This window comes from Streptomyces sp. NPDC002403 (assembly GCF_053593015.1).
In genome coordinates this window covers 1-13,289 of the sequence record NZ_JBSFBQ010000104.1, presented here as the reverse complement: position 1 = coordinate 13,289, position 13,289 = coordinate 1, and the positions used below count along the sequence as shown (strand labels likewise).

The following is a 13,289-nucleotide window of genomic DNA, read 5'->3' as shown; positions in this document are numbered from 1 at the left end:
GCCCCCCCCCACTGTGTTCCCCTCCCGCCCGCTCTGCGTTTCTCAGCCGCCCGGCACCCGGGCGGGCCCCCGGGAGGGCGCACTCCCGGGGCCCCGCGCGTATGTGGTGCCGGCGGCCGGCGGCCGGGCCGGGTCAGCCGAGCGGCAGGCCCTTGGTGGGCAGGTCCTGGGTGGGCAGGCCGCCCCGGGTCGCGGCGCCGGCGGTGTCGCCGAGGACCTCGCCCGCGCTGCCGGCGGCGCCGCCCGCGGCCTTCTGCACGGCGGGGGCGGTCTCGGCACCGGCCTTGCCGACGGTCTTGCCCGCGGCCGGGAGGGTCGTGCCGACGATCTTGCCGCCGGTCTCGCCCGCCGCCTTGGTGCCCTGCTGGGACGCGCTGTCCACCGTCTTGCCGAGACCGGCACCGTCGACGTTGGTCAGGCCGCCGAGCTCCGGGGCCTGCGGGAGCTCGGCGGCACCCGCGGCTCCGGCCGCACCGACCACGGGGGCCGCACCCGCGGCGATCAGCAGCGCGGCACGGGCGATCCGGCGGGTCAGGGGGAGGGACATGATGCTCCTTCGACGGGACGAGGAATAGGTCTGTCCGTTGATCGGACGCAATGACAACCGTCGAAAGGGCGGGGGAGGTTGCGGTGGGCCGAGGTAAAGAGTGGGTAATGCGTCACATGATCTGCAACGGAGGAACCCGGGCAGACGCGGCATTCCCAAGGTGATTGACGAACCGTCACTTCGCTGTGACGGCAAGGGAATCGAGGTGCCGGGAGGGGGTGGCGGGAAAGGGGCGCGCGAGGGGGCGCTCGAAACGGGCCGGACGACACCTGCGGGCGATCGGGTGAACTAGTGCGCGAGCCGGATGCGGACGTCGGTGGTGCCCGGATCCTTGCCCTCCGTCCGCCAGCCCGACCCGGCCTCCCAGACCCGGCCCGCGTACGAGACCTCCGCCAGCCGGAGCGCCTCGGACTGCGCGACCGCCCAGTGCGCGAGCTCCCAGCCGCGCCGGGCCGCGCCGTCGTCCCCGGCCGCCCGGGCCGCGGGCACCGGCACCGAGACCGTGCCCGACGCCGCCGCACCGGCCGCCGGCCCGCCGTCGCCCGGCGCCGCCGTCACCGCGGGCAGCACGTCCTTGCCGAAGGCGCGCACCAGCTCCGCCCGCACCTTCGCCGGGTCGGGGCTCGCCGCCGTCGCCCGCGGCGGCGCGCAGTTCAGCGAGGCGGGCGTACGACCGGTCAGCGCCGCCGCCAGCAGGGCGGCGTCCGGCTCGTGTTTCGCGTAGGCCTGCGGGAAACCGCTGCGCTGGACCCGCTGCGCGGCGACCGTCAGCGGCAGCCGCGAGTAGCCGGGGACCTCGGCCAGATGCCGGTAGAACTCCCCGGCGGAGTAGACCGGGTCCAGAATCTGCTTCTCGGTGCCCCAGCCCTGCGAGGGGCGCTGCTGGAACAGCCCCAGCGAATCCCGGTCGCCGTGCTCGATGTTGCGCAGCCCGGACTCCTGCAGCGCGGTCGCCAGCGCGATCGTCACGGCCCGCTCCGGCATCCCGCGCGAGGTGCCGACCGCGGAGATCGTCGCGGCGTTGACGGCCTGCTCCGGGCTCATCCGGTACGTACGGCCCTCGCCGTCCGAACCGTCGGCCGATTCGACGACGCACCCGTCGATGATCTTGTTGCCGGTTATGTACTGAACGGTCAGGTAACCGCCGAGTACGGCGAGCACGACAAGGGCGACAGCGATGCGCAGGAGGCGGCTGCGGCCGGTGTGTCGGCGGGCGGGGGAGACGGTCCGGGGCACGCGCCCACCGTACTGGAGTACCCGTCCGGGGCCGAGGGCCCTGTCCCTTAGGGTCGGTTCCATGCCCGAAACCACACTTGACCTCACTCTGGACGGTCCGGCACTCACCGCATGGCTCGTCGACTTCCCGTCGGTCAGCGGTCAGGAGAAGGACCTCGCGGACGCGATCGAGGCGGCCCTGCGGACCCTCCCGCACCTGACCGTCGACCGGCACGGCAACAACGTCGTGGCCCGGACGAACCTGGGCCGCGCCGAGCGGGTGGTGCTCGCCGGGCACATCGACACCGTCCCGATCGCCGACAACGTGCCGTCCCGGCTCGACGGGAACGGGGTGCTGTGGGGCTGCGGCAGCTCCGACATGAAGTCGGGCGTCGCCGTCCAGCTGAGGATCGCCGCGACCGTGCCCGAGCCGAACCGCGACCTGACCTTCGTCTTCTACGACAACGAAGAGGTCGCCGCGCACCTCAACGGGCTCGGCCACATCGCCGACGCCCACCCCGACTGGCTGACGGGCGACTTCGCGGTCCTGCTGGAGGGCTCCGACGCCGAGGTCGAGGGCGGCTGCCAGGGCACCCTGCGGGTCTTCCTCCGTACCGAGGGGGAGCGGTCCCACTCCGCGCGCGGCTGGATGGGGTCCAACGCGATCCACGCCGCCGCCCCGATCCTGGCCCGCCTCGCCGCGTACGAACCGCGCCGCCCGGTCATCGACGGCCTCGAATACCGCGAGGGCCTGAACGCGGTACGGATCGAGGGCGGCGTCGCCAACAACGTCATCCCGGACGCCTGCACCGTCGTGGTCAATTTCCGGTACGCACCCGACCGGACCGCCGAGGAGGCGCTGGCCCACGTCCACGAGGTCTTCGCGGACTGCGGCGTCGCCGAATTCGTCGTCGACGACCACTCGGGCGCGGCCATGCCCGGCCTCTCCCACCCGGCCGCCAAGGCGTTCATGGCGGCGGTGGGCGGCACCGCCCGGCCCAAGTTCGGCTGGACGGACGTCTCCCGCTTCGGCTCCCTCGGCGTCCCCGCGGTGAACTACGGACCGGGCGACCCGCTGTTCGCCCACAAGCGCGACGAGCACGTGGTGGTCGAGCGGATCACCCACTGCGAGGAACGGCTCCGCTCCTGGCTCACCGGCTGACCCACGGCATTCCCCTGTCCGTAACCTCCATGGATCTACCCTGACCTGACACGGATGGCCATGGGTCCCCGGACCCACCGGCCGTCGATCGTCGTCGGAGGGAGCAGGTCATGGGCAACCCCGAGGGGGCACGCGTCCCGGAGGAGCAGCGGCTCGGACCGGTACTGCGCCGCAGGGAACAGGTACAGCCCGGCACCACCGATCAGCGGTTGCTGGACACCGAGGGCGACTCCGAGTGGGTGCACACCGACCCCTGGCGGGTGATGCGCATCCAGTCGGAGTTCGTCGAGGGATTCGGCGCGCTGGCCGAGCTGCCGAGCGCGATCAGCGTCTTCGGTTCGGCCCGCACCCCGGCCGGCGGACCCGACTACGAGGCGGGCGTACGGATCGGCAAGGCCCTGGTCGAGGCCGGCTTCGCGGTGATCACCGGAGGCGGGCCGGGGGCCATGGAGGCGGCGAACAAGGGGGCGCGGGAGGCGAAGGGCGTCTCGGTCGGACTCGGCATCGAGCTGCCCTTCGAGTCCGGCCTCAACCCGCACGTCGACATCGGCGTCAACTTCCGCTACTTCTTCGTCCGCAAGACGATGTTCGTGAAGTACGCGCAGGGCTTCGTCGTCCTGCCCGGCGGGCTCGGCACCCTGGACGAACTCTTCGAGGCGCTCACCCTCGTCCAGACGGGCAAGGTCACCCGCTTCCCGATCGTGCTGTTCGGCACCGCGTACTGGAGCGGTCTCGTGGACTGGCTGCGGGACACGGTGGTGGCGCAGGGCAAGGCGTCCGAGCACGACCTGCTGCTGTTCCACGTCACGGACGACGTGGACGAGGCGGTCGACCTCGTGACGAAGGAGGTCGGCCGGTAGGAACCGTCCGGGGTGCGGGTCCCGCCGCGGGACCCGCACCCGCCCCGGTCACGCCAGTCCGCGCCGCGCCACGGCCGGCTCGCGGTGCCCCGCGATGGACGCCACCATGTCGAGCACCTGCCGGGTCTCCGCCACCTCGTGCACCCGGTACACCTGCGCCCCGAGCCACGCGGAGACGGCCGTGGTCGCCAGCGTCCCGATCACCCGCTCCTTCACCGGCCGGTCGAGCGTCTCGCCGACGAAGTCCTTGTTGGACAGGGATACGAGCACCGGCCAGCCGGTCTCCGTCATCTCGCCGAGCCGGCGCGTCGCCTCCAGGGAGTGCCGGGTGTTCTTCCCGAAGTCGTGCCCGGGGTCGATCATGATGCCGTCGGGCCGCACCCCGAGCGCGACCGCGCGCTCGGCCAGCCCCACCGTCACCCGCAGGATGTCCGCCATCACGTCCTCGTACGCGATCCGGTGCGGCCGGGTGCGCGGCTCGGCGCCGCCCGCGTGCGTGCACACCAGACCGGCGCCGTGCCGTGCGGCGACCTCCGCGAGCTTCGGGTCGACGCCGCCCCACGCGTCGTTCAGCACATCCGCGCCGGCCTCGCAGACCGCCTCGCCGACGTCGTGACGCCAGGTGTCGACGCTGATCACCACGTCCGGATGGCGGCGGCGCACCTCCGCGACGAAGCCGACCGTGCGACGCGCCTCCTCCTCGGCGGTCACCTCCTCGCCGGGGCCCGCCTTCACGCCGCCGATGTCGACGATCGCCGCACCGTCCGCGATCGCCTGCTCGACCCGGGCGAGCGCCGGCTCGTCCCGGAAGGTCGCCCCCTGGTCGTAGAAGGAGTCCGGGGTACGGTTCACGATCGCCATGATCACCGGCTCGTGCGCACCGAATTCGTGCCGCCCCAGCCTGAGCACACCGCTTCGCATCCCGCGTCTCTCCTCTGGTAGATCGCCCGTGAGTCGCCTGCGACCCTAGCCCGGTGGGCACCGGCTGTCGGTGCCGCATGGCACGATCGGACCCGGACAGGTTTCCGCTCCCGGGGAGATGCGCGTGTTCTGGTTCTTGCTGGTGACGATGGTCGTGGTGGTGGCCGCGGTCACGCTCGCGGTGGTCGGCGGGGGGAAGAGCGCCGTCCTGCAGGACGTGGCGCCCGAGCAGCCGGTCGACCCGCTGCCCGCGACGCGACCGGTCGGCCGCGCGGACATCGACGCGCTGCGGCTCCCGGTGGCCGCGCGCGGCTACCGGATGATGGATGTCGACGAGGCGCTCGACCGGCTCGGCGCCGAGCTCGCCGAGCGGGACGCGCGGATCGCGGAGCTGGAATCGGCGCTGGCCGGCGCGCAGGCGACCGCGGTCGGCGGACCCGGCCTCATCGAGGGACCGGCCGAGCGGCCGGAGCAGGCGTGGGAGCAGCCCGAGGACCACCCGAAGGCGCCGTGGGAGCCGCCGGAGCAGGACCCGCGGCCCACGGAGCACCCCGGAGAGGAGCCCCGGCGATGAGCGGCGGCGCGGAAGCGGCCCCGGACGGCGGACTGCGCTGTCCCTGGGGGCTGTCCACCGAGGACTACCTCACGTACCACGACACCGAATGGGGCCGGCCCGTCCACGGCGACGACGCCCTGTTCGAACGGCTCTGCCTGGAGGCCTTCCAGTCGGGCCTGTCCTGGCTGACGATCCTGCGCCGACGGGAGGGCTTCCGCTCCGCCTTCGCCGGGTTCAAGATCCCCGCGGTGGCCGAGTTCACCGACGCCGACAAGGAGCGCCTCCTCGCCGACGCCGGCATCATCCGCAACCGCGCGAAGATCGAGGCGACCCTCGCCAACGCCAAGGTGCTGGCCGGCTGGGGCGCCGGCGAGCTGGACGGCCTGATCTGGTCCTACGCCCCCGACCCGGCCGCCCGCCCCGCCCCGCGCACCCTCGGCGACGTCCCGGCGGTCACCCCGGAGTCCACGGCGCTGGCCAAGGACCTCAAGAAGCGCGGCGTGCGCTTCGTCGGACCCACGACGGCCTACGCCCTGATGCAGGCGTGCGGCCTGGTCGACGACCACCTGGCCGACTGCGTGGCGCGTGGCGGCGGGGCATAGGACCTCTCGTCCGGATCGGGCCGGGCTCGCGTGCCCCGGCCCGATCCGCACGAAAGACCCTGGGGCCGTACCGCGGGAAGGCGTCCGGGCGGCTACCGGCCGAGGTACTTCGGCTTCTCCTTGTTCAGGAACGCCTGCACCGCGATCGTGTGGTCCTCGGACGCGCCCGCCCGGGTCTGGAGCTCGTCCTCCTTCTCCAGCGCCTCGCTCAGCGTGTGAGCGGCGCCGTACGCCAGGGACTCCTTGAGCGCGGCGTACGCCACCGTGGGGCCGGACGCCAGGGCGCGGGCCACGGCGGCGGCCTCGGCGGCCAGGTCGGCGGCGGGCACCAGCTTGTTCACGATGCCCAGCTCATGGGCGTCCTGCGCGGAGATCGAGCGCGGGAAGAGCAGCAGGTCGGCGGCGCGGCTCTGCCCGATCAGGCGCGACAGCGTCCAGGAGACGCCCGAGTCGGCGGTGAGGGCCACACCGGCGAAGGAGGTGTTGAACGAGGCCGTGTCCGCGACCACCCGGTAGTCGCAGGCGAGCGCGAAGCCGAAACCGGCACCGGCGGCGACCCCGTTGACCCCGGCGACGACCGGCTTGGGCATCCCGGCGATGGCCCGCACGATCGGGTTGTAGTGCTCCCGCACCGTGCTCAGCGCATTGCCGCTGCCCGACTCGCGGGTGCTTTCGAGCGTGGCCACGTGCTCCTTCAGGTCCTGGCCGACGCAGAACGCCCGCCCGGTCGCGGTGAGCAGAACGGCGCGTACGGCGGGGTCGGCCGCCGCGGACTCCAGCGCGTCACGGAGCGCCACCTTGGTGGCGGTGTTCATGGCGTTCATCGCGTCGGGACGGTTGATCGTGATCGTCGCGAGTCCGTCGCTCACTTCGTGGAGCACGCTGTCCGCCATGTGGTCGGCCATTTCGTTGTCCCCTTCGCACCTCGGGCAATGCCTGTCCAGGCAAGCATGGCCGACTCGGGCGGGAGCCGACATGTGACCTGCGTCTAACAATTGGGCCCCGAAGCGGGGGTGCGGGCGGCGGAGTATCGCAGGCCGATTGCCTAATTGGGTGGTTTTGAGAGAGCGCGTTGCGCAAGCGATGCCGACCGATGTTGGTCATCGGGGTCTGTGATGCGGGATAATGGCCTGGAAGCAATGTGTTCGATGCCGGTGACACAGCGCCTGTCATGGGGCCGCCGGTTGCGATGAGCTGGTTTCAGGAAGGGGAACGAGCATGGCGGCCATGAAGCCGCGGACGGGCGACGGCCCGCTCGAGGTGACAAAGGAGGGGCGGGGCATCGTCATGCGCGTTCCGCTCGAAGGCGGCGGTCGGCTTGTCGTGGAGCTGACGCCGGACGAGGCCGATGCACTCGGCGATGCCCTCAAGAAGGTCGTCGGCTGAGCAGAGGCGCCCACACTTCATCACTGCCCCGGCGCGTTGTCCGTGCCGGGGCAGTGATGCGTTCACGACCATGCGCGCCGGGCCGGGCCGGTCCGCCCGGGCCCGGGAGAATTCCCGGCCCCGTGGCGACGGGCCTCAGCCCCGGCGCACCGCGCAGAGCAGCCCGTCGCCCACCGGCAGCAGCGTCGACATCAGCTCCTGGCTCTCGCGCACCGCGCGCAGCAGCTCCCGCAGCCGCAGCACCTCCGCGGGCTGCGCCGCGGAGTCGACGGTACGGCCGTCCGCGAAGACGCCCTCGAAGCAGACCAGCCCGCCGGGGCGCAGCAGGCGCAACGATTCAGCGAGACAGTCCAGGCTCTCCAGCCGGTCGCCGTCGCAGAACACCAGGTCGTATCCGCCGTCCGCGAGCCGGGGCAGTACGTCCAGGGCGCGGCCGGGAATGAAGCGGGCCCGGTTGGCGGCGTACCCCGCGGCCCGGAAGGCCTCGCGGGCGAACTGCTGGCGCTCGGGCTCCGGGTCGACGGTGGTCAGTACCCCGTCGGGCCGCATGCCGTGCAGCAGATAGAGCCCGGACACGCCCGTCCCGGTGCCGATTTCGGCCACCGCTTTGGCGTCCGTCGTGGCAGCGAGCAGGCGCAGCGCGGCGCCGGTACCTGGCGACACCGAGCGGAGCCCCGCCTCCCGGGCCCGGTCACGGGCCCAGTGCAGTGCTTCGTCCTCGGCGACAAAGGCGTCGGCGAACGCCCAGCTCGTCTGCCGGTTGGCGGTAATGACCCTCTCCTGTCCCCGTAGTTGGCGCAACGGTGACTGTATCCGCTGCGCCCGGGAACCCGCAGATGGGACCGGGCGTTATGAAGGGGCAGGGGAGAGCCTGTGGAATCGGCCCGCGGATCGGGTCCGGGAGCCACGGGCCGGCGGTTCCCGGGGCGATCCCCGGCCCCAGCAGGAAAAAGGCTTATCCGGAGCTAACGGGCGAGGTGGCTATGGTAGGGGCTCCACTGGACACCACCAGAGCCGATAGGGGAGGTGCGGCTGCGCCTGTGGATCGGGGAGGAGTGCTGCGGCGCTTTCTCAGGTCGGCGGGTGAGCCGAAATCCGTGACCAACATTGCTGACCGTTCTTCCAACCACTCCGCACCGACCGCGACTTTCGCCTCAGATGCGGAATCCCAGGCGTGGACGCCACCTTCATGGGAAGAGATCGTCAGCACGCACAGCGGCCGGGTCTACCGTCTCGCCTACCGGCTGACGGGCAACCAGCACGACGCCGAGGACCTCACGCAGGAGGTCTTCGTCCGGGTGTTCCGGTCGCTGTCGACCTACACGCCGGGCACTTTCGAGGGCTGGCTGCACCGCATCACGACCAACCTGTTCCTGGACATGGTCCGCCGTAAGCAGCGCATCCGCTTCGACTCCCTGGGCGACGACGCCGCCGAGCGGCTGCCGAGCCGTGAGCCGTCCCCGCAGCAGGTCTTCAACGACACCCACTTCGACGCGGACGTGCAGCAGGCGCTGGACACCCTCGCGCCCGAGTTCCGTGCCGCCGTCGTGCTCTGCGACATCGAGGGCCTCTCGTACGAGGAGATCGCCGCGACGCTCGGCGTGAAGCTCGGCACCGTGCGCAGCCGTATCCACCGCGGTCGCTCGCATCTGCGCAAGGCACTGCGGCACCGTTCGCCCGAGGCCCGTGCCGAGCAGCGCTCGCTGGCGGGCGCGGTCCTGGCAGGGGAGGGCGGAACGGCGTGAGCGGCACAGGTCCGACCCCCGCGGAACAACACCTGGGGGACCGCCTCGCCGCGCTTGTCGACGGCGAGCTGAAACACGACGCCCGCGAGCGGGTCCTCGCCCACCTCGCGACCTGCGCCAAGTGCAAGGCCGAGGCCGCGGCGCAGCGGCGCCTGAAGAGTGTCCTCGGCGTGTCGGCCCCACCGTCGCCGTCGGAGGGGTTCCTCGCCCGGCTGCAGGGCCTTCCCGGGGGGCCGGGAGGTGACGACGACAGGCAGGACAGACCATTCGGCGGCTCCGGGCGCTTCGGCGACGGGCTCTTCCCCGTGATCCAGCCGTCCGGCAGCCGCCCGGAGTCGCCCGGGGACCGCCCGCTCGGCGGCTTCGGCTTCCTCCCGACCCCGCACGGCTCGACGGCCGTGCTGCCGGGGGGCTCCTCCCGTTCCGCCTTCCGGATCCACGAGGTGGGCCGCGAGGGAGAGCGCTCGCCCTGGCGCGGCCGGAGATTCGCCTTCGCGGCGGCGAGTGCCGTCTCGCTGGCGGCCATCGCCCTCGGCGGTGCCCTGCCGACGGGCGCGGGCACCGGCTCCGCGGCCCGGGCCTCGGGTGCCGGAAACGCGGTGACCCCGCTCGACGCGCCCTCGCGCGGGGAGAGCGGTGGCTCGGTCAGCCGTCGCGGCGGCGGCAGCCACGGCACGCTCGCGGCCAGGGGGACGGGCGACCGCTCGACCGCCACGGCCCCGTCGGCCGTGCCGAGCGTCGCACCGGCGGCGCCCTCCGCCACCCCCGCGGTGGTCGCCACCGCGAGCCTCGCGGGAAACCCCTTCGCCGCTCATCTCCTGACCAATGTGTCCGCGCCGCCTCTGATACGCCCGACCGGCACCACCCCGCTCTTCGCCGAGGTGTTCGGGCGGCTCGCCGCGCAGTCGCCGACGCCCTCCGTACCGCCGACCGGGACGCAGTCGTCGCCACCGCCCTGGGCACAGTCCTCGACCTCGGCCGTTCCCACACCCACCGATCGCGGTCTGCCGCTTTCGTCCCGGCACTGACCGGGGCCTGCGCAAGTATTCGCAAACCTGGTTGAATTCCGGGAGCAGTTCCGGGAGGGACGCCCCGGCCGGGGCGTGCAGAGGCCAGTCGCGGCAGTAGCGGGGAGAGCATGGAAGACGGGAAGTCCACCGGGCCGAAGGCGAAGTGGTGGAGCCGGCCCACGGCGGGAAGTACCACCCGCACGGTGCCGGACGAGCCGTCCCCCGCCGAGGACACGGCGCCGGCGACCGACCCGACGGAGCCCAGGACACCCCCGGCCGACGTGCCGCCCCGGTCCCCGGCCCCCGTACCGTCGGCCGCCGTGCCCGCCGAGGCACCGCCCGCAGCACCGGCCGCGCCACCGGTGACGCCGCTGCACGAGCCCGACCAGTACAGCACCCCGCCCTATGGCGGACCCGGCCCCTGGGCACCCGCACCGCCCGTACAGCGGCCGGTCCCGACCCCGGCGCACGGCACCCCCGTACCCCCGCAGTACGCGGGGACGAACGGCGCGGGCATCCCCGCACCGCCCACCCCCACCCCGCCGCCCCACGTGCCCCAGCAGCAGCCCCCGCTCCAGCAGCCCCAGCCGCAGCCCCAGGCGGCGTCGGCGCAGTGGCTCCAGTACGACCCCTGGGGCGCGCCCAGGCAGCCGCTCACCAACCCGGGCCCGCCGCTCGGGGCCGACACCGGCCGCAAGAAGAGCCGGCGCGGCTCCCTCCTCGTCGGCGCCGTGCTGCTCGCGCTGGTGGCGGGCGGAATCGGTGGCGGCATCGGGGCCTACATCGAGCGCAACGGCGGCCTCACCCGGGTCGAGCTCCCGCAGGCCGGCCGCAGCAGCGGCGGCCGGGCCCCCGACAGCGTCGCCGGTATCGCCGCCAGCGCCCTGCCCAGCGTGGTCACTCTCCACGTCAGCGGCGCCACCGAGTCCGGCACCGGCACCGGCTTCGTCCTCGACGGCTCCGGTCACATCCTCACCAACAACCACGTCGTCGCCCCGGCGGGCCGGGGCGGCGAGATCACCGTGACGTTCAGCGGCGGGGAGACCGCGCGCGGCGAGGTCGTCGGCAAGGACAGCGGCTACGACCTGGCCGTGGTCAAGGTCACCGGAGTCTCCGGCCTCAAGCCGCTGCCGCTGGGCAACTCCGACAATGTGCAGGTCGGCGATCCCGTGGTGGCCATCGGCGCCCCCTTCGACCTCTCCAACACCGTGACCTCCGGCATCATCAGTGCCAAGGACCGGCCGATCACCGCGGGCGGCGAGAAGGGCGACGGCAGCGACATCAGCTACGTCGACGCGCTGCAGACCGACGCGCCGATCAACCCGGGCAACTCCGGCGGTCCGCTCGTCGACACCGACGCCCATGTCATAGGCATCAACAGCGCCATCCGCGCCGCCGACAGCGGCTCGGCCGAGGAGGGCGGCCAGGCGGGCTCCATCGGCCTCGGCTTCGCCATCCCGATCAACCAGGGCAAGCGGGTCGCGGAGGAGCTGATCAACACCGGGAAGGCCACCCACCCGGTGATCGGCGTCACACTCGACATGAAGTACGCCGGTGACGGCGCCAGGGTCGGCTCGAAGGGCGCGGCGGGCAAGTCCGCGGTGACGCCGGGCGGGCCCGGGGCCAAGGCCGGGATCAGGCCCGGTGACGTCATCACCGAGGTCGACGGCCGACGGGTGCACAGCGGCGAGGAGCTGATCGTGAAGATCCGGGCGCACCGCCCGGGAGACCGTCTGGACCTCACGTTGACGCGCGGTGGTAAAGACCTGTCCATCTCTTTGACGCTCGGCTCGGCAAGCGGCACGTGACAGCCACGTGACGCTACCGCGCGGACAGTTCCGACGGGTACCGTGGGCGGGTCCGGACCTCGACCGACATGGTCTCGGAGAACACGAGGAGCAACAGGGTGTTCAATGACATAGGCGCACTCGAGCTGGTGACGCTCGCGGTTCTGGGCGTGCTGATCTTCGGCCCGGACAAGCTGCCGAAGGTTATCCAGGACGCCTCGCGCTTCATCCGCAAGATCCGTGAGTTCTCCGAGAGCGCCAAGGAGGACATCCGTACGGAGCTCGGCCCGGAGTTCAAGGACTTCGAGTTCGAGGACCTCAACCCCAAGACGTTCGTCCGCAAGCAGCTCATGGACGGCAGTGACGATCTGGGGCTGAAGGAGATCCGCGAGAGCTTCGACCTCCGCAAGGACCTGGCCGAGGTAACCGACGCGGTGAACGGCCGGGAGAGCAAGGACCTGGAGTCCGCGGACTCCAGGAGCGGCGTGTCGGGTGCCTCGGCGATCACCGCCGCCAATGGTTCCGCCGGTGCTCCGGACCTGCTCAAGAAGCGTGACCAGCCGGGCAAGGACGACCGGCCGCCGTTCGACGCCGACGCCACCTGACCCCCCGCCAATCCCGGCTCGCCCGGACGGTATGGCTATTCTCCATCTGTCCGGTTGTGAGTACGCCCGTTGGGGGGCGGGCCGCTCCGGACCCAAAGGATCGAGGAGGCGGCCGGGCAGATGGAGACGACAAGTCGGGTGGGCGCGGAAGACGCGCCGGGCACAGTCACCGCAGAGGGGGTGCCGGCGGCCCGGCGTATGGTCGACGGCTATCTGGCAGCCACGTTTCCCTGGTACGGACTGGACGAGGCCTTCACCGGGCCGCGCCGGCTGATGCAGGTGGGCACCGCGGCGGACGGCACGGTGCAGCACGGTTCCATCGGACACGGTGACGAACCGTCGGTCCGGGCCGAAGGGGGCGCCGAGAAGCAACGGTTCGCCGTCGTCGTGTCGATGGCCAGCAGCCCGGTGCGGCGCAGCGGTGACGGCACGGGGGTGCTGGACGCGACCACGGTGTCCTCCGCGGCCTGGCTGGCCGGGTCCGGCCTGCTCGCCTGCACATGGCCCCCGCAGATGGACCACGCGCTGCGCGACGACTGGCTGGACCAGCAGACGGAGACGGCGTTCGAGCTCGCCGACGACCTGGAAGGCCCCGCGTGGTCGGTGCTGTCGCTGCCGGTGGACGGGGTCCCGGTGCCGTTCCACTACCGCGAGTCCGAATTCGGCTGGGTACTGGCGGGATCGGCGCGCGGCGGGGTGCACATCGGGGCGTACGGGCGGGGGATGAGCGCGTACGGGCTGGGGTTCTCGGTGATCGACGACATCACGACGTACGCGTAGCACGCGGACGGACACCGAACACGGAGCGGTGACCGGCCCCCGGGCCCGGGCCACAGACGCTAAATATAAGATTATGGCTGGGTGGCTGGCTCCCGCCCTGGCGTCCCGCCGGC

The 13,289-nt window shown here is 72.6% G+C and carries 15 protein-coding genes; 10 read left to right on the top strand and 5 right to left on the bottom strand.

Features of this window, described 5'->3' with window-relative positions:
- Nucleotides 1-133 precede the first annotated feature (133 nt).
- Together ACWCPY_RS42020 and ACWCPY_RS42015 are read right to left on the bottom strand one after the other, a co-directional pair.
- Nucleotides 134-547 (bottom strand): ATP-binding protein, encoded by a 414-nt coding sequence (locus tag ACWCPY_RS42020; protein ID WP_451274297.1) that lies wholly within the window; start codon nt 545-547, stop codon nt 134-136.
- A gap of 288 nt (nt 548-835) precedes the next feature.
- A complete protein-coding gene (locus ACWCPY_RS42015) occupies nt 836-1,783 on the bottom strand; it encodes a hypothetical protein (protein WP_451274295.1) in 948 nt (315 codons plus the stop codon).
- Between the two features lie 61 nt (nt 1,784-1,844).
- Here ACWCPY_RS42015 and dapE point away from each other — a divergent pair, with 61 nt between their 5' ends.
- The gene (dapE, locus tag ACWCPY_RS42010) at nt 1,845-2,924 is read left to right on the top strand and encodes a succinyl-diaminopimelate desuccinylase (RefSeq protein ID WP_403768526.1); all 1,080 of its coding nucleotides are present in this window, start codon (nt 1,845-1,847) and stop codon (nt 2,922-2,924) included.
- A gap of 110 nt (nt 2,925-3,034) precedes the next feature.
- Entirely contained in the window at nt 3,035-3,784 is a 750-nt protein-coding gene (locus tag ACWCPY_RS42005) for an LOG family protein (RefSeq protein WP_388582797.1), read from the top strand.
- A gap of 48 nt (nt 3,785-3,832) precedes the next feature.
- On the opposite strand, the gene folP is transcribed toward ACWCPY_RS42005, so the two are convergent.
- Complete coding sequence (gene folP, locus ACWCPY_RS42000) at nt 3,833-4,693, bottom strand: dihydropteroate synthase (protein WP_451274299.1); 861 nt, start codon at nt 4,691-4,693, stop codon at nt 3,833-3,835.
- A gap of 136 nt (nt 4,694-4,829) precedes the next feature.
- On the opposite strand from folP, the gene ACWCPY_RS41995 reads away from it, so the two are divergent.
- Both ACWCPY_RS41995 and ACWCPY_RS41990 read left to right on the top strand, forming a co-directional pair.
- Complete coding sequence (locus ACWCPY_RS41995) at nt 4,830-5,279, top strand: DivIVA domain-containing protein (RefSeq protein WP_451274292.1); 450 nt, start codon at nt 4,830-4,832, stop codon at nt 5,277-5,279.
- Nucleotides 5,276-5,863: a DNA-3-methyladenine glycosylase I gene (locus tag ACWCPY_RS41990; RefSeq protein ID WP_451274290.1), complete on the top strand. Its 588-nt coding sequence runs from the start codon at nt 5,276-5,278 to the stop codon at nt 5,861-5,863. The genes ACWCPY_RS41995 and ACWCPY_RS41990 overlap by 4 nt, the downstream gene beginning before the upstream one ends.
- Before the next feature lie 92 nt (nt 5,864-5,955).
- Here ACWCPY_RS41990 and chcB read toward each other — a convergent pair whose 3' ends face one another.
- The gene (gene chcB, locus ACWCPY_RS41985) at nt 5,956-6,768 is read right to left on the bottom strand and encodes a 2-cyclohexenylcarbonyl CoA isomerase (protein ID WP_451274288.1); all 813 of its coding nucleotides are present in this window, start codon (nt 6,766-6,768) and stop codon (nt 5,956-5,958) included.
- A gap of 313 nt (nt 6,769-7,081) precedes the next feature.
- Here chcB and ACWCPY_RS41980 point away from each other — a divergent pair, with 313 nt between their 5' ends.
- Entirely contained in the window at nt 7,082-7,249 is a 168-nt protein-coding gene (locus ACWCPY_RS41980; protein ID WP_003966491.1) for a DUF3117 domain-containing protein, read from the top strand.
- A 135-nt stretch (nt 7,250-7,384) separates the two neighbouring features.
- On the opposite strand, the gene ACWCPY_RS41975 is transcribed toward ACWCPY_RS41980, so the two are convergent.
- Entirely contained in the window at nt 7,385-8,050 is a 666-nt protein-coding gene (locus tag ACWCPY_RS41975; protein ID WP_383765012.1) for an O-methyltransferase, read from the bottom strand.
- A gap of 182 nt (nt 8,051-8,232) precedes the next feature.
- Here ACWCPY_RS41975 and sigE point away from each other — a divergent pair, with 182 nt between their 5' ends.
- The 5 genes from sigE to ACWCPY_RS41950 all read left to right on the top strand — a co-directional run bounded on the left by sigE (nt 8,233) and on the right by ACWCPY_RS41950 (nt 13,176).
- Nucleotides 8,233-8,994: an RNA polymerase sigma factor SigE gene (gene sigE, locus ACWCPY_RS41970; RefSeq protein WP_451274285.1), complete on the top strand. Its 762-nt coding sequence runs from the start codon at nt 8,233-8,235 to the stop codon at nt 8,992-8,994.
- Entirely contained in the window at nt 8,991-10,022 is a 1,032-nt protein-coding gene (locus tag ACWCPY_RS41965) for a zf-HC2 domain-containing protein (protein ID WP_451274283.1), read from the top strand. Before sigE ends, ACWCPY_RS41965 begins: the two co-directional genes overlap by 4 nt.
- Nucleotides 10,023-10,132: 110 nt before the next feature.
- Nucleotides 10,133-11,812, top strand: a complete 1,680-nt coding sequence (locus ACWCPY_RS41960; protein WP_451274281.1) for a S1C family serine protease — start codon at nt 10,133-10,135, stop codon at nt 11,810-11,812.
- A 98-nt stretch (nt 11,813-11,910) separates the two neighbouring features.
- Entirely contained in the window at nt 11,911-12,396 is a 486-nt protein-coding gene (locus ACWCPY_RS41955; RefSeq protein ID WP_451274279.1) for a sec-independent translocase, read from the top strand.
- A 120-nt stretch (nt 12,397-12,516) separates the two neighbouring features.
- On the top strand, nt 12,517-13,176 hold the full coding sequence (locus tag ACWCPY_RS41950; protein WP_451274277.1) for a hypothetical protein: 660 nt from the start codon (nt 12,517-12,519) through the stop codon (nt 13,174-13,176).
- Nucleotides 13,177-13,289 lie beyond the last annotated feature (113 nt).

Coding starts and splice junctions, on each gene's coding strand:
- ACWCPY_RS42020 (WP_451274297.1), bottom strand. CDS start 547: ATGTCCCTCCCCCTGACCCGCCGGATCGCCCGTGCCGCGCTGCTGATC.
- dapE (WP_403768526.1), top strand. CDS start 1,845: ATGCCCGAAACCACACTTGACCTCACTCTGGACGGTCCGGCACTCACC.
- ACWCPY_RS42005 (WP_388582797.1), top strand. CDS start 3,035: ATGGGCAACCCCGAGGGGGCACGCGTCCCGGAGGAGCAGCGGCTCGGA.
- ACWCPY_RS41990 (WP_451274290.1), top strand. CDS start 5,276: ATGAGCGGCGGCGCGGAAGCGGCCCCGGACGGCGGACTGCGCTGTCCC.
- chcB (WP_451274288.1), bottom strand. CDS start 6,768: ATGGCCGACCACATGGCGGACAGCGTGCTCCACGAAGTGAGCGACGGA.
- ACWCPY_RS41980 (WP_003966491.1), top strand. CDS start 7,082: ATGGCGGCCATGAAGCCGCGGACGGGCGACGGCCCGCTCGAGGTGACA.
- sigE (WP_451274285.1), top strand. CDS start 8,233: ATGGTAGGGGCTCCACTGGACACCACCAGAGCCGATAGGGGAGGTGCG.
- ACWCPY_RS41960 (WP_451274281.1), top strand. CDS start 10,133: ATGGAAGACGGGAAGTCCACCGGGCCGAAGGCGAAGTGGTGGAGCCGG.
- ACWCPY_RS41950 (WP_451274277.1), top strand. CDS start 12,517: ATGGAGACGACAAGTCGGGTGGGCGCGGAAGACGCGCCGGGCACAGTC.